This is a genomic window from Staphylococcus sp. 11-B-312, from assembly GCF_016743055.1.
Taxonomy (GTDB): Bacteria; Bacillota; Bacilli; order Staphylococcales; family Staphylococcaceae; genus Staphylococcus; species Staphylococcus ureilyticus.
Genome location: NZ_CP068241.1, coordinates 1245241 through 1270542, shown reverse-complemented (window position 1 = coordinate 1270542; position 25302 = coordinate 1245241). Strand labels below are relative to the sequence as shown.

Annotated in this window: 24 protein-coding genes, 4 pseudogenes and 1 other annotated feature; of the genes and pseudogenes, 4 read left to right on the top strand and 24 right to left on the bottom strand. The window is 32.5% G+C overall.

The features are described 5' to 3' along the window. Positions 1–34 precede the first annotated feature (34 nt). A pseudogene (locus JG554_RS13355) lies at positions 35–1575 on the top strand (IS3 family transposase). 154 nt (positions 1576–1729) lie between these two features. Here the strand turns inward: JG554_RS13355 and secDF are convergent. The 15 genes from secDF to JG554_RS05970 all read right to left on the bottom strand — a co-directional run bounded on the left by secDF (position 1730) and on the right by JG554_RS05970 (position 13898). Next, positions 1730–4006 carry a protein translocase subunit SecDF gene (gene secDF / locus JG554_RS06040; RefSeq protein WP_046207916.1) on the bottom strand — a complete coding sequence of 759 codons (2277 nt, stop codon included), beginning with the start codon at positions 4004–4006 and terminating at the stop codon, positions 1730–1732. A 326-nt stretch (positions 4007–4332) separates the two neighbouring features. After that, on the bottom strand, positions 4333–4593 hold the full coding sequence (yajC, locus tag JG554_RS06035; RefSeq protein ID WP_019468514.1) for a preprotein translocase subunit YajC: 261 nt from the start codon (positions 4591–4593) through the stop codon (positions 4333–4335). A gap of 17 nt (positions 4594–4610) precedes the next feature. Continuing rightward, entirely contained in the window at positions 4611–5750 is a 1140-nt protein-coding gene (gene tgt, locus JG554_RS06030; RefSeq protein WP_019468513.1) for a tRNA guanosine(34) transglycosylase Tgt, read from the bottom strand. Positions 5751–5774: 24 nt separating this feature from the next. Beyond that, positions 5775–6800 carry a tRNA preQ1(34) S-adenosylmethionine ribosyltransferase-isomerase QueA gene (gene queA / locus JG554_RS06025; protein ID WP_070039355.1) on the bottom strand — a complete coding sequence of 342 codons (1026 nt, stop codon included), beginning with the start codon at positions 6798–6800 and terminating at the stop codon, positions 5775–5777. Positions 6801–6802: 2 nt separating this feature from the next. Beyond that, positions 6803–7804 (bottom strand): Holliday junction branch migration DNA helicase RuvB, encoded by a 1002-nt coding sequence (gene ruvB / locus JG554_RS06020; RefSeq protein ID WP_046207919.1) that lies wholly within the window; start codon positions 7802–7804, stop codon positions 6803–6805. A gap of 33 nt (positions 7805–7837) precedes the next feature. Next, positions 7838–8440: a Holliday junction branch migration protein RuvA gene (ruvA, locus tag JG554_RS06015; protein WP_070039353.1), complete on the bottom strand. Its 603-nt coding sequence runs from the start codon at positions 8438–8440 to the stop codon at positions 7838–7840. A 12-nt stretch (positions 8441–8452) separates the two neighbouring features. Next, positions 8453–8908 (bottom strand): ACT domain-containing protein, encoded by a 456-nt coding sequence (locus JG554_RS06010; protein ID WP_046207921.1) that lies wholly within the window; start codon positions 8906–8908, stop codon positions 8453–8455. Positions 8909–8919: 11 nt separating this feature from the next. Continuing rightward, positions 8920–10212 carry a GTPase ObgE gene (gene obgE, locus JG554_RS06005; RefSeq protein ID WP_064208870.1) on the bottom strand — a complete coding sequence of 431 codons (1293 nt, stop codon included), beginning with the start codon at positions 10210–10212 and terminating at the stop codon, positions 8920–8922. A 129-nt stretch (positions 10213–10341) separates the two neighbouring features. Next, positions 10342–10626, bottom strand: a complete 285-nt coding sequence (rpmA, locus tag JG554_RS06000; protein WP_019468507.1) for a 50S ribosomal protein L27 — start codon at positions 10624–10626, stop codon at positions 10342–10344. An 11-nt stretch (positions 10627–10637) separates the two neighbouring features. Then, positions 10638–10958, bottom strand: a complete 321-nt coding sequence (locus tag JG554_RS05995) for a ribosomal-processing cysteine protease Prp (protein WP_070039349.1) — start codon at positions 10956–10958, stop codon at positions 10638–10640. Between the two features lie 2 nt (positions 10959–10960). Next, the gene (rplU, locus tag JG554_RS05990) at positions 10961–11269 is read right to left on the bottom strand and encodes a 50S ribosomal protein L21 (protein WP_046207924.1); all 309 of its coding nucleotides are present in this window, start codon (positions 11267–11269) and stop codon (positions 10961–10963) included. A 12-nt stretch (positions 11270–11281) separates the two neighbouring features. Then, positions 11282–11355, bottom strand: a sequence feature (ribosomal protein L21 leader region). 29 nt (positions 11356–11384) lie between these two features. Further along, positions 11385–11909 (bottom strand): rod shape-determining protein MreD, encoded by a 525-nt coding sequence (gene mreD, locus JG554_RS05985; RefSeq protein WP_046207925.1) that lies wholly within the window; start codon positions 11907–11909, stop codon positions 11385–11387. Then, positions 11909–12751: a rod shape-determining protein MreC gene (gene mreC / locus JG554_RS05980; protein WP_046207926.1), complete on the bottom strand. Its 843-nt coding sequence runs from the start codon at positions 12749–12751 to the stop codon at positions 11909–11911. The genes mreD and mreC overlap by 1 nt, the downstream gene beginning before the upstream one ends. A gap of 462 nt (positions 12752–13213) precedes the next feature. Next, entirely contained in the window at positions 13214–13372 is a 159-nt protein-coding gene (locus JG554_RS05975; RefSeq protein WP_164987239.1) for a hypothetical protein, read from the bottom strand. Between the two features lie 67 nt (positions 13373–13439). After that, positions 13440–13898: a DUF4930 family protein gene (locus JG554_RS05970; RefSeq protein WP_046207927.1), complete on the bottom strand. Its 459-nt coding sequence runs from the start codon at positions 13896–13898 to the stop codon at positions 13440–13442. Positions 13899–14044: 146 nt separating this feature from the next. Between JG554_RS05970 and JG554_RS05965 the strand changes: the two genes are divergently transcribed. After that, positions 14045–14224: a hypothetical protein gene (locus JG554_RS05965; RefSeq protein ID WP_019468500.1), complete on the top strand. Its 180-nt coding sequence runs from the start codon at positions 14045–14047 to the stop codon at positions 14222–14224. 419 nt (positions 14225–14643) lie between these two features. Here the strand turns inward: JG554_RS05965 and JG554_RS05960 are convergent. Further along, positions 14644–14787: pseudogene (locus tag JG554_RS05960) on the bottom strand (JAB domain-containing protein); the annotation flags it as partial. Between the two features lie 833 nt (positions 14788–15620). On the opposite strand from JG554_RS05960, the gene fexA reads away from it, so the two are divergent. Then, positions 15621–17063, top strand: a complete 1443-nt coding sequence (fexA, locus tag JG554_RS05955; protein WP_203265389.1) for a chloramphenicol/florfenicol efflux MFS transporter FexA — start codon at positions 15621–15623, stop codon at positions 17061–17063. A 161-nt stretch (positions 17064–17224) separates the two neighbouring features. Further along, positions 17225–17602 (top strand): NAD(P)H-dependent oxidoreductase, encoded by a 378-nt coding sequence (locus tag JG554_RS05950; RefSeq protein ID WP_238394755.1) that lies wholly within the window; start codon positions 17225–17227, stop codon positions 17600–17602. Between the two features lie 320 nt (positions 17603–17922). Here the strand turns inward: JG554_RS05950 and JG554_RS05945 are convergent, their stop codons facing one another. From JG554_RS05945 to JG554_RS13350, 8 genes and pseudogenes are all read right to left on the bottom strand, one after another. Further along, on the bottom strand, positions 17923–18288 hold the full coding sequence (locus JG554_RS05945; protein ID WP_000619629.1) for a DUF6262 family protein: 366 nt from the start codon (positions 18286–18288) through the stop codon (positions 17923–17925). Between the two features lies 1 nt (position 18289). Continuing rightward, a pseudogene (locus JG554_RS05940) lies at positions 18290–20201 on the bottom strand (tyrosine-type recombinase/integrase). 2 nt (positions 20202–20203) lie between these two features. Then, positions 20204–21289 carry a tyrosine-type recombinase/integrase gene (locus JG554_RS05935; protein ID WP_031883924.1) on the bottom strand — a complete coding sequence of 362 codons (1086 nt, stop codon included), beginning with the start codon at positions 21287–21289 and terminating at the stop codon, positions 20204–20206. Between the two features lie 134 nt (positions 21290–21423). Beyond that, a pseudogene (gene radC / locus JG554_RS05930) lies at positions 21424–21960 on the bottom strand (RadC family protein); the annotation flags it as partial. A gap of 217 nt (positions 21961–22177) precedes the next feature. Then, positions 22178–22387, bottom strand: a complete 210-nt coding sequence (locus JG554_RS05925) for a hypothetical protein (RefSeq protein ID WP_075100080.1) — start codon at positions 22385–22387, stop codon at positions 22178–22180. Positions 22388–22546: 159 nt separating this feature from the next. Then, entirely contained in the window at positions 22547–23368 is an 822-nt protein-coding gene (locus JG554_RS05920; protein WP_070039346.1) for a squalene/phytoene synthase family protein, read from the bottom strand. Between the two features lie 233 nt (positions 23369–23601). Then, complete coding sequence (locus JG554_RS05915) at positions 23602–24450, bottom strand: aldo/keto reductase (protein WP_070039345.1); 849 nt, start codon at positions 24448–24450, stop codon at positions 23602–23604. 125 nt (positions 24451–24575) lie between these two features. After that, a complete protein-coding gene (locus tag JG554_RS13350; protein WP_368855989.1) occupies positions 24576–25277 on the bottom strand; it encodes a prepilin peptidase in 702 nt (233 codons plus the stop codon). Positions 25278–25302: the final 25 nt, after the last annotated feature.

Sequence of the window (25302 nt, the reverse complement as noted above, 5' to 3'; positions counted from 1 at the left end):
ACTTAAAAATGTAAACTTTGAAGGGAGCTTTTTTATGACTCATAGAAAATTATCACCTGAAACTTATCAAAAAGCTTTCAGCTTATATGAAGAAGGATATAGTATGAAAAATGTAATTCAAAAATTAAATTTAAATTGTTCTCCTAGAACATTATTGATTAACTATTATAAATTTAAGAAGCATGGAATAAAGGTGCTTTTACCAATTCAGAGAAATAATACCTACTCAAATGAATTTAAGCTTAAAGTTGTGCACGAATATATAAATGATGGCCTATCTTTAACTGATTTAGTAGTTAAATATAATATCCCCACTACTTCAACTGTAAACAAATGGATTTCAAAGTATTTATCGGGTAAAATATTAAAAACATATTCTCCAAAACCCGAGGTGTATCAATTGAAATATAAATCATTAACATTTGAAGATCGTGTAGAAATCGTTGATTATTATATGAATCATGGCCAATCGTATAAGACAACAGCAAATCATTTTAACATCAATTATAGCCAAGTATATAACTGGGTAAAAAGTACAACTTGCATGGGTATGATGGGCTTAAAGATGGACGTGGAAAAGGAAACCCCAGTCTGTATTAACACCTGAAGAGGCATTAAAAGCTGAAATTAAGATACTTAAAGAGAAAAATAAATTTCTTCAAATGGAAAATGACGTTTTAAAAAGGAAGAAGAAATAGAAAGGAAGTTGATGAAACAGGCATCAGACAAAAAGCATCATACCAAACGGTAAAAGCATTTAAAAACCTTTATCCGATAGCTTGGTTATGTTCAGTATTAAAGATATCACGTTCAAGTTACTATAAATGGTTACATCGCAAACCATCAAATAAAGAAATTGAAAATCAAAAATTAATCAAAGATATCGTTGATATCTACAATAAATACAAAGGCATATATGGATATCGTCGTATATACATATATTTAAGACTTAAACTACATCAAAAAGTAAATCATAAACGTGTCTATAGATTGATGAATCAACTTAATCTAAAATCTACTATCCGCCCTAAAAGAAAACGATATATTAAAACAACACCTGAAATTACAGCACATAATATATTAAATAGAAAATTTGAAGAACAAATCCCAAATAAAAAATGGTTAACTGACGTTACAGAATTCAAACTCAGCAATGGTAAAAAACTTTACTTAAGTGCTATTTATGACTTAGGCAGCAAACAGATTATCAGTCATAAATTAAGTACCTCAAATAACAATAAATTTGTATTAGATACGCTCAAAAAAGCAGTCAAACTTGTGCCGAATACCGAAGGTATACTCTTGCATAGCGACAGAGGATATCAATATACAAGCAGATTATTTAAAGTTACGTTAGAGCAACTTGGTATAAAACAAAGTATGTCACGACCAGGATGTTGCATAGATAATGGGCCTATGGAAGGTGTATGGGGAACTATTAAAAGTGAATTGTTTAGAGGAAGAAAAAAAGTGATTTTTAAAGACAAGGCTACAGCAATAAAAGCAATTAATTCATATATAGAATTTTTTAATCAAGAAAGAATAACATTAAAAATGGCTACCCTTATATCGTAAATATAAGGTAGCCATAAACATTTTGTTTTTTTCACTGTCTACTTGACAGGGTGCAGTTCATTTTACCACGGATTAGTCATCTATTTTAGAAACGGGCTTTTTCTCCCATACTGATTTATGTTTGATTTTTAAGTTAGTACCTATTAGATATTAATTAAACTAATATTTTTTCATCATTTGATTTTTTCTCTTTATATACAATAAGTTTATTGTCGTCTGATTTTTTAAGCTGACGTTTTTTCATAATTCCCCATAAAGGAACAGCTATAAATACTGATGAGAACACACCAGATATTAAACCAATTAACAACGCTAATGAGAAATTGAAAATACTTGGTGCACCGAATGCTAATAGTGCAACTACGACAATAATCACTGTCAGTACTGTATTGATAGAACGCGTCATTGTTTGACGAATCGATCTATTGACAATATCATCGATTTGTTCAGGTTTCGTAATCACTTTTATTTTATGCAAGTTCTCACGCACCCTGTCAAACGTTACAATCGTATCATTAATTGAGTAACCAATGATAGTTAGCACGGCTGCAATAAATGTAATATCAACTTCTAATCTAAATAGACTGAAAACTGCCACAATCATAAATGCATCGTGTAATAATGCTAGTACTGAAGACAGTCCCATACGCCATTCAAATCTGAAAGTGATATAAATAATGATACCAATGGCAGCATATAATAATGCCATCATCGCATTTTTAGCCAATTCTTGACCTATAACTGGTGAAACAGTATTTACCGTTGGATCATTGCCAAATGATTTATCAATTGTGTTCTTAATTTTTGAAACTTCATCTTTAGATAAATCATTTTTAAATTGTACTGTTGCATTTTTACCATTTTCACCTAAAGAAACTTGTGTAGGTTTAAAATCTTGATCTTCAAGTGTTTTTGTCACTTTCGCTTCAGATATTTTATCTTTTGATTCAAAGTCAACTCTTGTACCACTTGTAAAATCAATACCTAAGTTTAGTTTGAAAATAAACAGTATCACTGCACCGACAATTAAAATTAGTACGCTTAGTGACAACAATGGCTTGGCTAACTTCATGAAATCCCAACGCTCATAAGGGGTTTTTAAATCATGAACTTCCTTACCTTCATTTATATCTGCAATATGATGCTTGTTCACACCAAACAACCAAGATGATTTTTTGAAGAAATTTGAAGAAACAAGCAATGATAGCAACCATCTGGATAAAAATACTGCTGTTACAAAAATCATTAATATGCCAAGTAACAACATCGTTGCGAAACCTTTAACAGAACTTTCACCAAAGAAGAACAATACAGCAGCAGCAATCACAGTTGTAAGCTGCGCATCTACTATGGTTAAGAATGAACTTTTATTCGCTTTTTTGTAAGCTTGTTTAAGTGTTCGTCCAATTTTCAGTTCATCTTTAATCCGTTCATACATGATAATATTCGCATCGACTGCCATACCGACACCCAGCACTAAAGCTGCAAGGCCTGGTAACGTTAAGACACCAGAAATGAAATTAAATGCTACTAATGTTAAGTAAATATAAACAGTAAGTGCAATAACAGCTACTAATCCTGGTAAACGATAGAAACCTAACATAAATAAATAAATAACTGCAATACCAATTGCCGCAGCAAATATGGTTTTATCTAATGCATCTTGTCCAAATTGTGCACCTACTGAATTAGAGTAAATTTCATTTAAATCTACAGGTAATGACCCGGAATTTAATAAATCAGCAATTTGTTTTGCTTCTTCAATCCCTTTTTCACCTTTAAATCCACCAGAAATTTCCACACTATCTGAATTGATAGGTTTGTCAACTGAAGCAGCAGACACGTATTTTGGATCTTTTTTATTCATTTCTTTATGGTAAGTATCACCTTTTTCGTGATCTAGCCATACAACCATGACATTTTCATCTTTTTTTGAAATTTCTTCTGTTACTTTTTTAAATTTATCACTATCTTTTAATTTAAAAGTAACCGCGGGCTGATTCGTATTTTGTTTGAATTCTTGTTTCGCTGAACCCTGTTGTATATCTTTACCCGTAAGTTTGATATTGTCATCAGCATCACGAATCGTTAAATTAGCTTGTGATGATAAAATTTCTCTAGCTTGAGATTGATTTTTTATACCTGCTAATTGTACACGGATTCTATTTTTATCTTCCACTTGAATTTTAGGTTCAGAAACCCCTAAAACGTTCACACGGTTTTCAAGTGTTTTTGCTGTGGCTTTGACAGCTTTATCATCAATTTTATCTCCTTTTTGTAAAGGATCAACTTGATATAAAACCTCAAAACCACCTTGTAAATCTAATCCGAGGCTGACATTTTTAACTACATTTTTATATGTAAGTCCTATCCCGCCTAACAATAGAACCACAAGTAATATAAATGCAACTATTCTACTACTCTTCTTCACTTGAACACCTCATTGTAAGCTTATGTTATAATTTTGTCAGAATTCAATCGCCATCTTTATCATTTACTCGACGATTAAACTTTTTCTCAATAACCTTACATATTTTAACACATTACATGTAGTGTAAAAACAAACTTAACTTATTTGTAACTTCTTTTTAAATGTAAGTGTTATCAATTGTAATGATTACTTAAGCTATATAAAATATTTGCTTTTGTCTATCTTTCATTATAACACCAACTATATCTTTAAAGTCCAATATCTTTAGGTTTTGTTAAACAAAAAACGAACTGATAGTATATATCAGTTCGTAATTATAACGTGATTTATGAAGGATCAACTTGTTTAATAGCTGGCTTTTCTAGAGTAATTTCTGTACCGTTGCCATTTAAAGTTAATACAACTGTAGTTTCGTCAACGCTACGTACAGTTCCTTTAATGCCACCTATAGTCGTAACGTGTTGTCCAGATGAAATCTGACTAATCATTTCACGATGCTCTTTAGCCTTTTTCTGTTGTGGTCTAATTAAGAAGAACCACATTAATACTAATAATAATATCGGTAATATCAATGAAGTAAATTGCATATAGTTATTGCTCCCTTTTAAAAGTTTTTTGGGTTTTCTACATTTAGTCCATACTGTTCAAAAAATTCTTCTTTAAAATCAAGTAAACGATCATCACGAATAGCTTGTCGGATGTTTTCCATTAATTTCAGCAAGAAATGTAAATTATGATAAGTAGTAAGACGGATACCAAAAGTTTCTTCTGCTTTTATTAAATGCCTTATGTATGCTCTACTATAATTTTTACAAGTATAGCAGTCACAATTATCATCAAGTGGACCTAAATCTTCAGCATATTTAGCATTTTTTATAGTAACACGGCCATGTGAAGTCATACATGTACCATTACGTGCAATACGCGTAGGTAATACACAATCAAACATATCCATACCTCGAATGCTACATTCTATTAATGCATCTGGCGAACCCACACCCATTAAATAGCGCGGTTTGTCTTTAGGCATAAATTGTTGTGTATGCGAGACCATATCATACATTACTGGCTTTGGTTCTCCAACAGATAAACCTCCAATTGCATATCCAGGAAAATCCAACGCCACTAACTCTTCAGCGCTTTGTTGACGTAAATCTTTATATTCTCCACCTTGGATAATACCAAATAAAGCTTGATCTTCGGGTCTTTGATGCGCTTGTAAACATCTAGCAGCCCATCTACTTGTTCTTTCGATTGAATCTTTTACATATTTATATTCAGCTGGCATAGGTGGACATTCATCAAATGCCATCATAATATCTGAACCAAGGTCATTTTGAATCTGCATTGATTTTTCAGGACTCAAGAATAATTTCGAACCATTAGTATGATGACGGAATTCAACACCTTCTTCAGTAATTTTTCTTAAATTACTTAAACTAAATACTTGAAAACCACCTGAATCTGTCAGTATTGGACCATTCCAGTTCATGAACTGATGTAATCCCCCACTCTTTTTGATAATATCATTTCCTGGTTGCAACCACAAATGATATGTATTTCCTAATATTATTTTTGCTTCCATCTGATGCAATTCTTCAGGACTCATCGTTTTCACTGTGGCTTTGGTTCCAACAGGCATAAACATTGGTGTTTCAAACGATCCATGAGGTGTATGCACGATTCCTAATCTTGCTCCAGATTGTTTACATGTTTTTATATGTTCATACGTTACAGCTGGCATACAAAAACTCCTTTCGTTTCATTCCTATAAAATTAACATTGCATCGCCGAAACTAAAAAATCTATATTCCAATTTGACTGCCTGTTGATAGGCGTTCAGTATGTAATCTCTTGAACTAAATGCAGAAACTAACATAACTAATGTGGATTTCGGCAAGTGAAAGTTGGTAATTAATCCATCTATCGCTTTAAATTTAAAGCCAGGATAGATAAAAATATCAGTCCATCCACTGTCTGCTACAAAATTGTTACGTGATTGCATGATTGTTTCCAATGTTCTAGTAGAAGTCGTACCTACTGAAATAATACGATGTCCATTTGATTTTGTATGGTTTAGTAAATCTGCCGTATCTTGATCCATCTGATAATATTCACTATGCATTTCGTGATCATCTATATTTTCAACACTCACAGGTCTAAATGTACCTAATCCAACATGCAAAGTAATGAATGCGATATTAACACCTTTAGCTTGCAATTGCTCAAGTAGTTTATCGGTGAAGTGAAGTCCAGCTGTAGGAGCCGCCGCCGATCCGGATGCTTTTGCATAAACGGTTTGATAACGATCTGGGTCATCCAAACGCTCTTTAATGTAAGGAGGTAAGGGCATTTCGCCTAATTCATCCAAGCGCTCTTGTAATATACCTTCATAGTTTAAACGCATGATTCTTCCGCCTTGATCTAATGTTTCGATACATTCAGCTACTATTTTGCCTTCACCAAAAGACAATTTGTCTCCTACTTTAATTCTTTTGGCTGGTTTCAATAAGACTTCCCAGTCATTATCCTCGAGTTGCGTTAGCATCAGCATTTCCACTTTTGCACCTGTTTCTTCTTTCAAACCAAATAAGCGTGCAGGCATGACTTTTGTGTCATTAAGTACTAATGTATCTCCTGCTTCTAAATAATCAATGATATTTTTAAAGTGTTTATGCACAATATTTCCAGTTTTTCTACCAAGCACAAGCAATCTACTCTCATCTCTAGTTTTTAGAGGCGTTTGAGCGATTAATGATTCTGGCAAATGATAATCAAATGCTTCAATATCCAAAACTATTCCTTCTTTCCATTCTTACTAAAATGTTCATAAGCATAAGCTGTCGCTCTACGCCCTCTTGGTGTACGTTCAATAAAACCTTTTTGTATTAAAAATGGTTCGTAAACATCTTCTATTGTGACACGTTCTTCTCCAATAGAAACAGCAATTGTATCTAAACCTACTGGGCCACCTTTATATTGTTCTAGGATGCAGTTCATCATCTTATGATCAATATAATCTAATCCTTCATCATCTACTTGTAACAATGCTAGTGATTGTTTTGTCGTATCAATACTAATCAATTCATCTTCTTTAACTTGTTGAAAATCTCTTACGCGTTTTAACAGTCTGTTCGCAACTCTCGGTGTACCTCTACTTCTTTTCGCAAGTTCAATTGCACTTTCATCATCAATAGTCGTACCTAATACTTCTGCGGTGCGTATTATAATTTCTTTTAATTCATCTTCTCTATAATATTCTAATCTCAGATGAACACCAAATCGATCACGTAAAGGCGCAGTTAAGCTTCCTGCTCTGGTTGTAGCACCTATCAATGTAAAAGGCGGCAAGTCTATACGTATACTTCGCGCTTCTTCTCCCTTACCTATTACAATATCAAGAAAGAAATCTTCCATTGCTGGATATAAAACTTCTTCCACAACACTACTTAACCTGTGTATTTCATCGATAAACAACACGTCTCCAGGTTGTAAACTAGACAGAATGGCTGCTAAGTCACCCGGTCTTTCAATAGATGGGCCAGATATGGTTCTAATATTAACTTCCATTTCATTCGCGATGATATTGGATAAAGTTGTCTTGCCTAATCCAGGGGGGCCAAATAATAGCACATGATCTAACGGTTCTTTCCTAATTTTAGCTGCTTTGATAAAAACTTCTAAATTTGATTTAATCGTTGACTGTCCTATATATTGGCGTAATCTTTCTGGTCTTAAAGATAACTCAAATGATGATTCATCTTCATGCATAGATTGATCTACCATTCTATCATCCATTTGTAATTCCCCCTTCTTAAAATTTCAACAAACTTAAGCTATGAGCAATTGTAAACCACGCTTCACTGCATCGTCTATTGAGTCAAAAGATTCTTTATTTAAAGTTTTTTCAACTTTATTTAACTCTCTCTTAGAATAACCTAGCGCTTCTAAAGCTAGTAACGCTTCTTTAACAATAGCAGAATTTTGCTGATTATCATGTTCTACATTAAATAAGTGACTGCTATCTTCCTCAGTTATTTGTACTTTACCTTTAAGATCTAAAACAATTTGACGCGCTGTTTTTTTACCTATACCTGGGAATTTTGTTAAATAAGCATCATTTTCATTCTCAATTGCAACTTTCACTTCATTTGGTGAGCTACTAGCTAAAATTGCTAATGCTGATTTAGGACCGATGCCTGTCACTTTAATTAAACTTAAGAACATGTCTTTTTCCTCTTGATTAATAAAGCCATAAAGCAGCTGTGCATCTTCTCTTACAATCAATGAAGTATGGATCAAAATCTCTTGATCTTTATATTTTTGAAATCGATATGAGTTTGGCGTTTGAATCTCATAACCTACACCTGAAGCTTCTAACACTACATGAGTAGGATTTAAAACAGTTAAAGTTCCTTTAATATATGCGTACACAGTCACACTTCCTTATATAGTCATACTAATGAGTTCAACATTAGAAATATGTTCAATCTTTTTCAATGAATTTATAACTTCATCTATTTCTAAATCTGTGTCTTTACCATCTAATGATAGTGTAATGGTAGCTCTACCGTCCATCGGTATACTTTGATGAATCGTCAGCACTGACAAATCTAATTTAGAAAGTGTATTTAAAACTTTAGCTAACATACCTATGATGTCATTTACATACAATATCAATGTAAACTCTCTTGTTTCCTCTAATTTTTCGTCAACTGGAAATATCGTGTCTCGATATTTATAAAACGCACTGCGGGATAAATCGAATTGCTTCACTGCTTCAAATATGGACAATGATGGGTCATTTTTCAAAACTTCTTTGATTTGTAAAGTTTTAACCACTGATTCAGGTAAAACATCTTCACGAATTAAATAAAACTTTTTATTTTCATTTTTGTCCATATCAAGCACTCCTATTCAACAAATTCAAATTCTCCACCAAGTATTCTTACAATATCTCCATTTTCACAACCACGTTCACGTAGTGCATCGTCAATACCCATTGAACGCATTTGACGCGCAAAACGTCTAACGGCTGGATCACTATTAAAGTCAGTCATTTTGAACATTCTTTCTATGGCTTTACCACTCACTACGTAAGCAGCATCATCGTCTCTTGTAATCGTAAATGCATCCTGGCTAGGCGTGTGTTTATAGACAACTCTATTAACACCCAAATCTTCTTCTTCCTTATTAAAATCTACATCTTTAACTTCTTCTAGTGTATCAGCAATAGCATATAATAATTCATCAATATTGTCGTGCATTACTGTAGACAACGGAATAATACGTACACTGGTATCATTTAATTGTTCTTTAAAAATAGTTAGATTATCTTCTGCATCGGGGATATCCATTTTATTAGCAACAACTATTTGTGGTCGATCTTCTAATCTATGTTCATAAGCTTTTAATTCTTCATTAATAATTTGATAATCTTCGTAAGGATCTCGACCTTCTGAACCACTCATATCAATCATATGCACAATTACTTTGGTTCTCTCAACGTGTCTTAAAAACTGATGACCTAATCCGATACCTTCAGAAGCGCCTTGTATAAGACCAGGTAAATCCGCCATCACAAAACTTCGATGATCTTTGGTAGAGACAACACCTAAGTTAGGTTTAATAGTCGTAAAATGATAAGCTCCAATCTTTGGTTTTGCTTTAGAAACTGTTGATAGTAATGTAGATTTCCCAACACTTGGGAAACCGACTAAACCAACATCTGCAAGTAGTTTTAATTCCAAAGTAACCTCAATTTCTTCACCTGGTTCACCATTTTCACTAAAATCTGGTGCAGGGTTTCGTGGAGAAGCAAAGCGTGAATTCCCACGACCACCACGACCGCCTCTAGCAACTGTAGCACGCTGTCCATTCTCTACTAAATCTGCTAATACTTCTTCAGTTTCAACACTTTTAATGATTGTACCTGGTGGCACTTTTAATACTAAATGCTCAGCGTTTTTCCCGTGCATATTACTACTTTGGCCACCTTCACCTCTTTTAGCTTTGAAATGTGTTTGATATCTGAAATCTAATAACGTTCTTAGACCTTCATCTACTTCGAACACAATTGAAGCTCCGTTACCACCATCACCACCAGCTGGTCCACCAAATGGTACGTATTTTTCTCTTCTGTATGCAGTTATGCCATTACCACCATCACCAGCTTTAAGTGATATTTTAACTTGATCAACAAACATGATTTCACCTCTTTTTTACTAAATTTAATTTACATATCTTGTATATTATAGCATTTTCTAGATAACTAGAAAATAAAGACAAAAATAAACACCAGAAGTCATCACTTCTGGTGTTAACATTAACAAAAATTACTCAGCAGCTGCGTATACAGATACTTGTTTTTTGTCTCGACCTTTACGTTCGAATTTTACAACGCCGTCGATTTTAGCGAATAATGTATCGTCGCCACCACGACCAACATTTTCACCAGGATAAATTTTAGTACCACGTTGACGGAACAAAATAGAACCGCCAGTAACGAATTGACCATCCGCACGCTTAGCACCTAAACGTTTTGATTCAGAGTCACGTCCGTTTTTTGTAGAACTTACCCCTTTTTTAGATGCGAAGAACTGTAAGTTTAATTTTAACATTTGGTTGCACCTCACTTATAATTTAATCTAATATTTTCTTTGTATTCTTCTTCAATTGTCTGCAAAGAGACTAACATTGCCTGAAGAATTAATTGCGCTTTTTCGTTATGTGTATCGACACTTCTAACATGGAAGTATCCACCGTCATCACTATAGTCAATGTCGGGTTTCTCGGTTGTTAATCCCATTATAGCATTAACACTACCGAAAATAACTGCAGATGCTCCTGCACATACAATGTCATAACCATACTCATCATGTTCGGCATGACCATCCATGACAACGTCTGTTACTTGGCCCGAATCATTTAATGTAACATCTACTTTAATCATAATTATGCGTTGATTTTGTCGATTGTTAATTTAGTGTATGGTTGACGATGACCTTTTTTACGTTTAGAGTCTTTACGACGTCTATAAGTGAATACAGTAATTTTTTTACCGCGACCTTGTTTGTTTACAGTAGCAGTAACTGTTGCACCTTCAACTGTTGGCGCACCAACTTTAACTGAATCTCCACCTACAAATAATACTTTATCAAAAGTGAAAGAATCACCTTCATTTACGTCTAATCTTTCAACGAAAATTTCTTGTCCTTCTTCAACTTTTACTTGTTTTCCACCTGTTTCAATAATAGCAAACATACTTTGCACCTCCTATAATTTAAGTCACGCCAAAATCAGGTGACATCACTGTACTTGAACCTGAATTTGAGCGGTTGTATGTAGCTAGAAACTACTCAACTACTGCATTTTAGCATTACAATCTTTTACTGTCAATCTTCAATTGGATTTTTTTGAGAAATTTTGTTATTAGCGGATACAAAATAATTAATAAAATAAAGTTAAGTATAAACGTCGGTAACATTCTAAAAATCACAAATTCAAATAAATTAAATTGAACTAATCCTAAAGCACTATATATAATTGCTACATAAATTTCTAACACGAGTGTACTCAACAATACGATTGTAAATAGCATCGAATGATCTCGATAAAATACTTTGAAGAAAAAATCCATGATGACAACTAATAAAATATAACCAAATAAATATAGTCCGTAAAAACTTCCATAATATAAATCGGTAATTAATCCTAAGACAATTGAGAAAACCATTGCTACACCAAAACCTCTATAGACACTCATGATTAAGATGTACATTATCGTTAAATGAGGCACGAAGATGATTTCATTTCCAGAAATTTGCATAGGTATCACTAGTGCAATTGCAGTATCAATATAAAAAAGAATGATACCAATAAGAAAGTAGTAAAACGTACGCATTAATTATCACCACTTTCAGTATCAGGCACCGTATTAGGGTCTCTTTTAGCAACATAAACATGGCTTAAATCAGCTAAATCAGTACCAGTTTTCACTCTAACTTCTTTAGATAAGCCATACTCATCATTTTCAACTTTTGCTACTTCACCTATGTATAACCCTGTTGGAAGCTGATCAGCTAATCCACTTGTAACTACTTTATCTCCTTTTTTAATACTGTCTTTATTGTTTATATCAGATATTACTAGCTCTTCAGTTTTAGCATCATAATGGTCTATGAGACCAAACACATTTTTGTCATCATGTTGAATATTGACAGATAAGCGATTCGCCCTTGTATTTGTTGATATTAAATCTACTTGTGAAGAGAATTGATTCACTTTAGAGATACGTCCAACTAATCCATCAGAAGTCATTACTGCCATATTATTTTTGATGCCATCTTTTGCACCCTGATTAATCACTAATGTATTCATCCACTGATCAGGATTTCTTGAAAGAACTGTGCTTGAAATTGGATCAAATTTAGATATATCTTCAATATCTAATTCTTTTTTATACTTTTTATTTTCTGATTTTAACCTTTGATTTTCTGCTTCTAACTGTTTTATTTCACTTGATTGCTTTTTGGAGTCGCCATTAGAAAAAATACTATTGATAGATCCAGTAACAAAGTGGACTGGATAACTCACAGCTTTTTGGCCAAAAGCAACCGTATCTCCCACATATTGTTCAACATGTGATTGTGATTGTGAGCGTAATGACACACCAATCAAGGCTATAAACACAATGATTGCACATAATATAACAATCAATTTGTTGTTTCTAAAAAACTTTGACAACCTAAACACCTCTATTAACCAACTATTTTATCTTCTTCTTATCATTTTATATTACTACTAAAACGAAATAAAGCACGAACATAAAGAATATAGAACAAAATTTATTTACGGATTTAAATATGAAGATAAGTTTATTATATTTTATATTCAAACATTGTGATAACTTGTATTATAGCAGTAATTATATAGAATAGTGTATTATTTAGTATTGATTTTAACACATCAATTAATTTTTATAATAGGCAACTAAAAATAACGTCAAGGTAACCCATTATTCATTTCAATAAATATCCAACCGCATAAAAAAAGAACGAGTCAAAATCAATCATATCCAAATCGACTTTAAAACTCGTCCTGCTTATTTATCCTATTTATTTTTAAAAATCTAAGAAATGCTTAGAAGCAGTGTAAACTGCTCTTACATACACATTCGATTAACTTTTAGTACTTGATTAAATAAATCTAATTTTTTTCTTCATCTGATGATGTTTTAGAGTCGTTAGACTTACTAGATTCTTTTTCATCTTCTTTATAAAGCGTTTCTTCTTTACGCCAACGTGCAAATAAATTTTGTGCTTTTGCTTGTTCGTCTGCTTTTTTTTCATTAGATTTTTCACTCATTATAAACACCAACCTTTTCTTATTACTTATATAAGGCTAACTTATTTATTAAAAGAATTCAAATCCATTACTCATAATTTGATGCTGGCTTTAATTCTATATGTTCACCTAATTGATTAAGGTCTTGATTCATTTCTATTTCAGTTTTATAAACTCTCATAGATTCAGAACCAAATTTATATATAATAAATTCATCGCCACGTTGCCCAGCCAAATAAGAGTCGTTATATCCCATTCTTTCAATACCAGTTACTGACATAAACTCTCGTTTATCAATCCAATTAAACATATTCTTCGTTTGACTAAGTGGAACGTTATTTAAAATATCATTATCTTCCACTGAATATCTTTGTCCACCTGTTAGATGCCCTTTATTTGCGCTATTATTTAAGGATGATTCATCATTGTGCATTGGATTCCAATCTTGGTCTTTTAAAAAAGGCGCGTATTTGAGTGCGAAAAATACAATTACTATAATGGCAATAATAGCTATAATATTCTTTATAATGCTAAATATGAAACGCATGAACCATCCTCCTATTTTATTCATCAAAATTATAGTATGTTTAATAAAGTTTATCATCAGACTATAGGTGTATTTATATTTTAACTATAGACCGATGTATGTTTCATGCATTAATATTAAACTATATTAAAAGGAGTGAATAGACAATGAGTATTTTATCTATAATCCTGCTTGCACTCTTAGTTATCTTATTATTTAGAGTAGGTTTATCTATTTTAAGATTTTTAATCTATGTTGGCATAATTGTATTATGTATTTACCTAGGATACCAAGGCATTCTTTGGTTAATGGAAAATTATAATCAATTTTTCAGTTTTATAAATTAAAATTTTAGCGCTTATAGACATTGATGTCCAATAAGCGCCTTTTTTAATTCATATGACTGTTTTCGCAATTACACGCTTACATTAATAACAAGCACACAATAATAACGCCCAAATTAATCTAACGACGACCGTACTATAAATGAATAATCCTAATCTTTCAAAAATTAAGACGCGTTGATGAAACTGTACCGCCAACCGTCAAAATCAAAATAGTACTATATAAATACATTATAATCATTATAATCATTTTAATCATTTGCATTTAATAAATCACAGGTAATAATAGCGCAACTAAAAGTATATTGCCTACTGCTTAACCAGCTAATTTGATGTCTCGGATATAAAATAACTATCTAGTATATAATGACAGAGCTATTCAATATCATCAGCAATATTAACTCCATTTAAACTAACACAGTTTAATCAAAATATCCTTCTTCTACCATACTTAAATATTCATGGTCTCCTATAATGACATGGTCTAATAAATCAATACCTAAAAGTTGTCCACATTCTCTAAGTCTTTCGGTGGTTTTAATATCTTCATTTGAAGGTGTGATGTCTTATCAAGAGTAAATTACTAAAAATCCATTAACATCAATGTTTTTACTTTAAGAACATATATTTAACGTGTTAAATCAAATGAAAAAATACAATGTCATTATTAGATGACAATTGATTACGGTCAGAAGAATGTACCACAAATAAAAAAACTAATTCCTTTTTATTTTATCGAGGAATTAAGCTTTTGACCTGCAACAATCACGCCCAATTTCGGAATATCTATAATATGATTTCGATCTTAAATTATCTACTTTAACTGACGCTACCTGCTCGTTAAAGAAGACCTATTTAAAAAAGTTTATACTGCACCTGCCTTTATTATGTAAGTAAAAGTAGTAAAGCTTTAAATTGGTTTTCAAAAAGTAGGGTTGATTATTTCTTTTTCATCAATTATTATTGTGTTATTATCACAATATGAGAAAGGAGGCAAAAAGTAATGGGAATTGATTTCATTAATGTCGAGTTTAGAAAGCATGTAAAAGTTTCAGGGATTTAGGTACAACGGGATCAGTATGTCCTTTTTCACAAAAACAAAAAATGGAAACACTACCGGAAAACTTTTTGCCTCCTTTTATATAATGGGCAAAAATTTATGAATCTATTGCATTTGTAAAAATGCATACGAATGATTAGGCACCGGTTGTTAAACTGGTGCCTTTTTTTTGTTTGATCAGTTCAGTTAGTTTGGAGAACCGAATCTTTAATCATGCTGTAGAAATATGGTGAGTTCGTTGATTTGGTTTTACAATATAAATAGATATGAGGTGAGGTTTATGGTGAAAGCAGTGGATTTAGCCTCCTAAAATCACAATATATTTTAGGAGGAAATAAAATGAAAAAGGATAGTAAATCTAAAGAAATGATTCAATCTGAAAAAAGGGGTTCTACTAGGCTTTTAATGATGGTACTCTCCCTATCTGTACTTGTAGGTGCAATTACGGCTGATTCAGTCAATCCCGTACTTCCACTAATAAGCAAAGATTTAGAAGCTTCGAAATCTCAAGTGAGTTGGATAGTTAGTGGTATTGCACTTGTTCTTGCGATTGGAGTTCCGATTTATGGTCGAATCTCAGACTTTTTTGAGTTACGAAAGCTATATATCTTTGCCATTATGATTCTGGCAAGTGGTAGTCTTTTATGTGCAATTGCCCCGAACCTCCCATTGTTGGTTTTGGGAAGAATGGTTCAGGGTGCTGGGATGTCCGCAATTCCAGTTCTATCAGTCATTGCAATTTCGAAGGTTTTCCCACAAGGAAAACGTGGGGGAGCTTTGGGAATTATCGCAGGAAGTATTGGTGTTGGAACTGCTGCTGGTCCAATATTTGGTGGAGTAGTTGGTCAATATTTAGGGTGGAATGCCTTGTTTTGGTTCACATTTTTGTTAGCCATTATGATTGTTATTGGTGCCTACTACGCGTTACCGACAATTAAACCGGCAGAATCCGTAGGAAGCAATAAGAACTTTGATTTCATTGGTGGTTTATTCCTCGGCCTCACAGTAGGATTACTCCTTTTTGGCATCACTCAAGGAGAAACTTCTGGTTTTTCTTCGTTCTCATCGTTAACTAGCCTAATTGGTTCTGTTGTAGCTTTGGTGGGATTTATTTGGAGAATTGTTACCGCAGAAAATCCATTTGTACCACCTGTCCTGTTCAATAACAAGGATTATGTCAATACGGTCATAATTGCATTTTTTTCGATGTTTGCTTATTTCGCTGTTCTTATGTTCGTCCCATTACTAGTCGTTGAGGTGAATGGACTCTCTTCTGGACAGGCTGGAATGATATTGTTGCCAGGTGGTGTGGCTGTTGCAATCTTATCTCCCTTCGTTGGCCGTCTTTCTGATCGATTTGGGGATAAACGTCTGATAATTACTGGGATGACTCTGATGGGGCTGTCTACCTTATTCTTGTCCACCTATGCATCTGGTGCTTCACCTCTGTTAGTTTCCGTGGGGGTCCTCGGAGTAGGGATTGCTTTTGCATTCACGAATTCTCCCGCAAATAACGCCGCAGTAAGTGCACTCGATGCAGACAAGGTTGGTGTCGGAATGGGGATTTTCCAAGGTGCTTTGTACCTTGGAGCAGGAACTGGAGCAGGTATGATTGGAGCATTATTATCCGCTCGACGTGATGCTACTGAGCCGATAAATCCATTATATATATTGGACGCTATGTCCTACTCAGATGCGTTCCTTGCAGCTACAGGGGCAATACTCATTGCCTTAATAGCTGGATTAGGTTTAAAAAGCGTGGGTAATAACTTAGTTATGTAAAGATTAGTTATTGTTTAGTTCATCTTCTATAGTTTAAGCTGTAAATAAATAGCTTAGGAATCACGCAAATTTGAATTTCTTAGAATAGAATACTTTTAAGTAACTCAACTTTCGTACACTGTTTTATTGGTGCGAAAGTTGAGTATGTTAAGGATGAAACAATGAAAACATTGGTGATCGTTTCTCACCCAGATATGCCAAATTCTCGAATCAATAAAGTTTGGGTAGAAAAAGCAGCGTCTTATTCAAACGAAATTACCATTCATGATCTTTATAGAGAGTATCCTGATTTTATTATGAATGTAAAAAGAGAGCAGGAATTAGTTGAAAATCATGATAATATTATTTTTCAATTTCCATTATATTGGTATAGTTCTCCTTCATTATTAAAAAAATGGATCGATGAAGTGATTATATATGGATGGGCTTACGGATCAAAGGGTAAAAGAATATTTTATAATCGAAAATTAGGATTAGCTATATCAGCTGGCGTAAAAAAGGTGAATTTACAAGTATGGGTAAAAACAAGCATACATTAACCCAGATGTTAACACCATTCAAATCTTTATGTGCATAGATTCATGCTGAATATGTACCAGAGTTTGTACTTTACGGTGCTAATTCGGATATGAAGGGCGAAGAGATACAGAAAAGTGCTAATGAGTATTTGCAATATATTAAAAAGTATTATTTAAGAGCATAAAACACTTCTGCGATCATGCCAACAATACTAGAAGAAAGCCCATTTCCCCTTAACACATTTAGGGAAATGGGCTATTGAAGTTATTGAAGGTTTTAGCGATTTCATTTTAGGTAGCCAATTCAAAGTGCCCAATAAATTCCAAGAAACACAAATCTGCTAAAACAGCTTGCCATGTAATTTTTGAACTTGATCCTTTAACCGTTCATTCTCTTCTTCTAACGCCTTTATACGGCTTTTTAAGGTTTTTATTAATACGTCCTCTGAACGAGGGCTTTTACTAGGTTTACGGGGGGTTAACTCACTTATCTGCATCCCTCTTAATGTCTCCACTCTAGTTCTAATATCTTTTTGTTTGTAAAGCCATGACTTTGAAACATTTGCTTTTTGTGCAACGGAATTAAAATTAATCTTCTCTTCTTTCAATGCCATCTCTGAAATTGTCTTTTCAACCCTAATTCTTGTTTTCTCCGACTTGTCTTTAGCTAGCTGAACTATGGCAGTTGTGTTACCTTTTCTAATCATTTTAATTCGTCTCCTTTAACGAATGAATAATCTGTTCTAATCTATTTTTAACACGTTCATTGGTTTCAACCTGACGCTGCCATTGGTTTTGTTTAGCCCTATTTAGTATTTCTTTAGTTCGCTCTAAGTGCTCTTCATGTTCAGTAAGAAATTGTTTACTTGTACAGAAATTCGTACAATCTAAACATGCATTTGCGTGAGGACATGGTCCTGCAATTACTGGTAACCGACAATAGCCATTAGGAAGTGCCTGTGCATTGATATTCTTTTTAAACCATTGAAGATCTGTATTGTCAGCTTCAGTATTTTCCTCACTTAAATCCAGAATGCTACCGTTATTCGTTACTAAGGTTTCCTTAAATTTCGTAAATTCCTTCTTTAGGGTTTCATCAAAAATATGTGCATATCTTGCCGTCATTTCCGGTGATTCGTGACCCAAGAACTTCTGGACAATATGTTGTGGCACTCCGTTATTTATCATTCTAGTGCCAACTGTATGCCGAAAGGCATGAGCATGAAAACGAAAAATTTCTCCGTTGCTGTCCGTTATCTTTTCTTCATAAGCTAGTTCATTTAATTTAACCCTAAAGGTATCTTGTTTCAATGGTGAGCAATCTTTTCGGGGAAACACATATACACATCCATCATCGAGTTCATCAGCCACCCTTTGCTCTTGAACTAATATCAATGCAGCAATTTCTTTAGAAATAGGAATGATATGCTCTTTCTTCATTTTCCACTGATAATACTTTAAAAAGCAATCCCCTTCTTTATCGGTTATGACGCTCCCTTTTTTCAATGTACAAAGTTCACTGATACGCATCCCGCATTCTTGAAGTACCATAACCATTGTAGCAATATAAGGTTCCAATTTATCTAATTTCCCATTTAATTGTTCAAGTATATGTTCATCAATATAACGTGGTAGTGCCTTCGGCACTTTAGGGTAATCTTCTTGAAAGATAAGGATCTTAGAAGGTGTATCCTTCCAGTCATATCTTTGAATTGTAGTAAAAAACGTCTAAAGTAGATATTCGTCCAGTTACAGTACTGGGTTTTAAACCTTTTAAATTAATATAATTAAAATATTGCTCAATTTCATTTCTAGTTAATTGATGAATCCTTTGTATACCTTCACAATTTTTGTTCATGAAATTAAAAAATTCTTTTAATTTTGAAGCTATATCTACTACGTGAGAAAAGCTAGCTGTGTTTAACATTAGTTTACAATATCGCTTAACTATTTCTTTAAAATAATTATTCTTAAAACCCTTAAAGTTGATCGTATATTCGTAGGATGTTGGGTTTACCTTATCTTCCGGTAATGATAATTTTCTTCGATTCCAAACATCTTTTTCCCATTCTTCCCCATCAAAATAGAAGTCCTCATAGAATTCCATAAACTGCTTAAGATGAGTAACGTAATAGGAATTCGCATGTACAGTAACTTTCTGCTGATTTACATCAAGTTTGTAATTAGTAGTCGTAGTTTTTACTTTTTGTTCTGTTAAGTAGGTCCGGTATTCTGTCAAAGCTTTTTTTATAGGCACTTCGGTTATCGATGTAATATTAGGATATTTTAAATTTAAAAATCCCATCATCCGGCTTATCACTGTTCCCTTTCTAATCCAAACGGATTTTGCATTCCAAGCTCCATTATTCAAGTGAAGGTAATAAAAATATTTTAATTCTGTTTTCAACCAGACATTTTCCACCTTATCGAAATTTACCCAACGATTTCTTAGTGACGGATTCTTACTTAACTCAATTGCACTAGGATGCGGACAAATTCTTATATCCCATCTATCTGCTGCCCAATAACCTTTTAAAACACTTGTCATATTAGCTATTTTTTTATTAATCTCTGTACTAGCGATAAGCTTTCGATTAGTTGCTACACTTGGAAATTTCATTGTCATGTTTCTCTCCCTTGAAGATACTTTTTATATTCATTCTTCATATCTTGATCAGAAAGATGAACATACGTATCAAGTGTTGTTTGTACATGGGCATGCCCTAATCTTTTTTGTACATATGCAGCATCCCATCCACTTCTAATAAGCTCTGTGGCATGCGTATGACGTAATATATGGGCAGTGAAAGTAATCCCTGTCCGTTTTCCTAGTCTTCTTATTAAGTCTAATACACTTTGATATTTTAGAGGGTGGCCAAAATAAGAATCTTTAAGATTAATAAATATATAATCATGATCTAAATCTTCCCCATATTCATGTACTAAGTAATCGGTATATAATGCCATTAATTCCTTACTTACATCAATAGTTCTTTTTTTTTTAAGTTTAATATAAGCTCCATTTTCATTATGATCTCTTGGCCTGATGTTAATCTGGTTATCCCATGTTGAAATATCTTCAATACGAAGGGATAATGCTTCTCCTATCCGAAGTCCCCCTTCATACATAAGCATAATAAGTAACTTATCTCTTTTGGTATGACATGCCTCAATTATTGCTTTGACTTGTCCATGTTCTAATACTTGTACAAGTTTCTTTTTGACCCTAAGCTTTAAAATATTTTTTTTATAGGATCTACCTTTAGAAATATGGTGAAGAAACCCCTTAAAGTTTCTTCCTCTTGCTTCTTTAGACATATCTATAGCTTTAAAATTTTCTGTGCGATTTAAATACTCTAAGAAACTAGTTACAGCGTTAAGTATGGAATTAACTGATGTTTCCTCTCTTTTAGCCTTCTTTGGTTGTATATCTATTACCTTTAAATGCCCTGCTGGATTTCTTAACCATCCTACAAAGTTTGCTAAATCCTCAAATTGTAAATCTCCTAATTCGATTCTACTTTGGCTCATAAATTCATAAAACAGCTTGAGATGATAACAATATGTTTTAATGGTATTTGGAGCTTTGCCCGTATTATCCAAGTACTTTATAAATCGCTTAACCGGTTCTATCACTTCAAATTCTTTATCTAGCAATATGTATAACGGATATGATTTTTCCTCCACAATTACTTTCTGAACCTTCATCTTTCCACCACCTTTAAATACTTTAACTACTATTAATAATACCCTTATATATTTAATAGTTAAAGCACTGTAATTAAAAAATCCTAAACTTCGAGTACTTAGAGTACTCTAGTTTAGGATACTATGTTTAATGTATCACCAGATGGATGGTTATGTAAAACGATAATCGCATTACTGGCACATTTAATCGCTTCACTAAATATTTCTCTTGGATGTACGATTGAAGCATTTAACGTACCTATAAATATTGTTTTCTTTTTTATAACGATATTTTTGGAATTTAAGAAAAGTACAATAAATTTTTCTTGTTTTAAGTGTTCCATCTGACCCATCATAAAGTCCGCCACATCTTTAGGGCTAGTGATTTGAATTTTATCATCGACGCTGCCAGAATGTATGCGCTCTCCTAATTCAAATGCTGCTTTCAATATAAGTGCTTTATACAGTCCCACACCTTTTATTTTGTTTAAATCGTTAATGGATAATGCTTTTAACTCCTTTAAATTATCTACTGATTTTAGTAATTCATTAGCTATGTCTAAACTTGAACTACCTTTTCTACCTGTATTAATTAGAATAGCTAATAATTCAGCATGTGATAAATACCTAGCACCCTGACTCAACATACGTTCTCTTGGTTTTTGATGATCTGCAAGTTCATTTATTTTCAATAAATAACAACTCCTATGAAATAATCTAGATGTATTACAATATTGGTAAACTTAATCATTTGTAATGTCATTGGAATAAGATTCTTTAGAAGATTTCAAAAGTGAGATGTATTTATTCTACTACGAATGATATCTCATGTAGACTTTTTTCTCATTAATCTAATAATTGTTAATTTCTAGCTAAAAATTTTTAATTCAATATGAAACAGTTGCATCATTAAAATTTATGATTATCAAAATGATTACTATCATGCTGATATTTTCTAAAACTATCTATTAAAATGAAAATGCCTAATCCAAGTATGATTAAAGGAAGTATGATGATGAAATATATTGTGAGTTTCCCAAATATATTAGTTAAAAATGCTAAAGCAAATATTATTAAAAATACAAAATTTAATAAACTTAATAGTGTCGTTCTATTCATAACTGAATCCATCCTTAAATTAATGTCTGTTCAAAGATATCTCATAATAGTGCGTTAAAATTCGACAAATAAAATCATACATTTTATATATAATTAAAAAGCATAGTAAGTTTCAACATGTAAATCTTACATATTAAAATAACTATGCTTTTAATCAAACTACTCTTCTTTTTTAACTTCTTCTACTGTTTTTTCAACTTCTTCACGTGTCATTTTTTCACGTCCATTTTTCATTGCTTTTAATGTTTTATGTGCGAACGCTAATGGTAAACGACAGAACAACAATATCGTTCTTTTATTGATAGCCTTCATGTATTCATCGGCTTTTGCTAAATTTTCTTCAGCATATGCAAATAAATCTGCGCGAGTCCAACCATCTGGAACAAAGCTTACGTCACGTTCTTCAAGATCTTCTTCCTCGTTACGAAGGATGTTGACAGCCTGCAGTCCTCTTCCGTAGCCTATTGCTAAATCTCTATCTGTTTTAACATTTGCACAAACATCCCAGAGTTTAGATAGCATTACACCTACAAGCCCAGCCACATAATATGTATAATCATCTAAATCATCGCGAGATTTAATTCTCCAATTAGCTTTTGCCCATTTTGCCATACCATACGCCATTTCACTAGAAGATTCTCTAACGATTGACCGTGTGTGTTCAGGGCAAGCATCCAACCAATCTTCCAATCTTACTGTAACCTCTGGTAATTTATCTTTGACTGGATTTATGATTTCTAAATATTTTTCTGAATCAAAAGGTGTTTTAAGTAAATCGCTAATTTGCATTAACAAATGATACTTTAAATCATTACTAATTTCTTCATGATCTTCAATTTCATCAATTGCACGCATAACTAAATATGCACAAGCTACAGAATGTTTTAGTTCTTTTTCTAAAAAAGTAATTGGAATATAAAACGTACGGCTTGTCTCTTTTAAAACGCGCATTGCATCTTTTGGGAATTTCTTTTCTGCCATTTTATGAGTTCCCCTCCCTTTTCTTGATATTATCATATTTTTAAATATTAAAATAGCATATGCTATACTGTTAGCAGATTTATACTTATGTTATTTAAATATATTAAAAAGCGAGAATAAAATCGACTAAAATTAATCAATTCTATTTCCCGCTTCTAGGAGTTAACAAACACAGATTTTTAAAATACTAAGCTTCTAAAGATTTTAGTACTTAAATGTAACTTTAAATTCTATTATACAAACTCTTCGTATTCATAAGGATTTTGTCCTTCAACACGACCATTTTCACCTTTGTCTAATGCATCAATTTTAGCAATATCTTGATCTGATAGTTCAAAGTCTAGATAGTTAAAGTTATCACGTTGATGGTTATATTGTGATGCTTTAACTACAGGAAAAACATGTTTTTGGTTTACCCAATTAATAATGACTTGTGCTGTAGAACGATGATATTTTTCAGCAATTTCTTTAATTGTATCATTCATTAGCACATCATTAATCTCACGACCCAATGGACTCCACGCTTCTGATAAAATACCACGCTTATCATTTTCTTCAATTAATTCACTATTATTAAAGTATGGGTGAATTTCTATTTGGTTAGTTACTGGAGTAACTCCTGTTGCCTCAATGATGTCATCTAAATGATCAGGCATAAAATTAGATACACCTATTGATTTTATTAATCCATATTTTTGAGCATCAACTAATGCTTGCCAAGCTTCTACATATTTACCTTGTTTAGGATTAGGCCAATGAACTAGATATTTATCAAAATAATCTAAACCTGTTCTATAAAGAGATTCTTGTATCAAGTTAATTGCCTTATCATATTCATGAGCCGAACCTGGTAATTTGGCACTGACATAAATTTCTTCTCTTGGAATACTAGAACGACGAATAGCTTCACCTAACATCCCTTCATTATTGTAGTTAGTAGAAGTATCAATGACGCTATAACCTAGATTTAATGCATTTTCTAATTCTTTAACACCTTTACCACCTTGAATATTAACTGTACCTAATGCTATATGAGGTAATGTGGTACCATCATTTAATAGAAACTTTTTATTTAAACTCAATTTATAACTTCCTTTCAATATTAGGTGAGTTTTGTTACAAATCAACCTTAAATTGATTTTAAATCATTACTTTTATATTTTACCCTCTTTTAAGCATTTTTAATCGCTATAGTTGCCTGAATTAATCATAAATATCTAAATCCTACTTCGAAAATTCTTAAATGTAATAAAACTGTCTCTATACAAAAAGCAAGATATATAAATGGGATAAGTGGTATTTTAATTTTTCGTTTTTTTGTTTGAAGCACTAATATCGTTGAAATTACACTGCCTAGTAAGAAAGTAAGAAAGAGTATGTTAATAAAGATGGAATAAGGTATTAAGTAAGATAAAAGTGAACAAATTAATATATCGCCATATCCAATAGCATGTTTGAACAAGAAATAAAATATGTGTAGAAAGAATGTAACAATGACAAAATAATTAAGATGACCCTCAAAAATTATTGCACTAACAAAAGCAAATATTAAAAATATATGTAATGGGATAGAAAGTGTTTGTATATCAAAGAGAGCAAAAACAAGCAGAAATAAATATAAACATATGAAAGTACTTAACGCTTGTACACTTGGATGAAATAATGTATAAAGTGCTGGTACTACTGACAATATTTCACCTAAGATATAACATCTACTAAGCGTTTGATTACAGCACGACGCCTTTCCAAAAAGTCTAATATAACTGAATATTGGTATGATATCTCTGTACCTCAATTGCTTATTACAGAAATCACATTTAGATCTACTTACCAAATACTTTAATTTAAAAGTTTCTACAAAACATAACTGGTAAAGAAAACTAAATAATACAGGACATACAACAAACAATAACAGCAATGAATCGCCTCCTCTT

What these genes read in the sequence shown, in the direction of transcription:
- yajC (WP_019468514.1), bottom strand. Translation starts at nt 4,593, where the DNA reads ATGCAATTTACTTCATTGATATTACCGATATTATTATTAGTATTAATG.
- tgt (WP_019468513.1), bottom strand. Translation starts at nt 5,750, where the DNA reads ATGCCAGCTGTAACGTATGAACATATAAAAACATGTAAACAATCTGGA.
- ruvB (WP_046207919.1), bottom strand. Translation starts at nt 7,804, where the DNA reads ATGGATGATAGAATGGTAGATCAATCTATGCATGAAGATGAATCATCA.
- JG554_RS06010 (WP_046207921.1), bottom strand. Translation starts at nt 8,908, where the DNA reads ATGGACAAAAATGAAAATAAAAAGTTTTATTTAATTCGTGAAGATGTT.
- obgE (WP_064208870.1), bottom strand. Translation starts at nt 10,212, where the DNA reads ATGTTTGTTGATCAAGTTAAAATATCACTTAAAGCTGGTGATGGTGGT.
- rpmA (WP_019468507.1), bottom strand. Translation starts at nt 10,626, where the DNA reads ATGTTAAAATTAAACTTACAGTTCTTCGCATCTAAAAAAGGGGTAAGT.
- JG554_RS05995 (WP_070039349.1), bottom strand. Translation starts at nt 10,958, where the DNA reads ATGATTAAAGTAGATGTTACATTAAATGATTCGGGCCAAGTAACAGAC.
- rplU (WP_046207924.1), bottom strand. Translation starts at nt 11,269, where the DNA reads ATGTTTGCTATTATTGAAACAGGTGGAAAACAAGTAAAAGTTGAAGAA.
- mreD (WP_046207925.1), bottom strand. Translation starts at nt 11,909, where the DNA reads ATGCGTACGTTTTACTACTTTCTTATTGGTATCATTCTTTTTTATATT.
- JG554_RS05975 (WP_164987239.1), bottom strand. Translation starts at nt 13,372, where the DNA reads ATGAGTGAAAAATCTAATGAAAAAAAAGCAGACGAACAAGCAAAAGCA.
- JG554_RS05970 (WP_046207927.1), bottom strand. Translation starts at nt 13,898, where the DNA reads ATGCGTTTCATATTTAGCATTATAAAGAATATTATAGCTATTATTGCC.
- JG554_RS05965 (WP_019468500.1), top strand. Translation starts at nt 14,045, where the DNA reads ATGAGTATTTTATCTATAATCCTGCTTGCACTCTTAGTTATCTTATTA.
- fexA (WP_203265389.1), top strand. Translation starts at nt 15,621, where the DNA reads ATGAAAAAGGATAGTAAATCTAAAGAAATGATTCAATCTGAAAAAAGG.
- JG554_RS05950 (WP_238394755.1), top strand. Translation starts at nt 17,225, where the DNA reads ATGAAAACATTGGTGATCGTTTCTCACCCAGATATGCCAAATTCTCGA.
- JG554_RS05945 (WP_000619629.1), bottom strand. Translation starts at nt 18,288, where the DNA reads ATGATTAGAAAAGGTAACACAACTGCCATAGTTCAGCTAGCTAAAGAC.
- JG554_RS05935 (WP_031883924.1), bottom strand. Translation starts at nt 21,289, where the DNA reads ATGAAGGTTCAGAAAGTAATTGTGGAGGAAAAATCATATCCGTTATAC.
- JG554_RS05925 (WP_075100080.1), bottom strand. Translation starts at nt 22,387, where the DNA reads ATGAATAGAACGACACTATTAAGTTTATTAAATTTTGTATTTTTAATA.
- JG554_RS05920 (WP_070039346.1), bottom strand. Translation starts at nt 23,368, where the DNA reads ATGGCAGAAAAGAAATTCCCAAAAGATGCAATGCGCGTTTTAAAAGAG.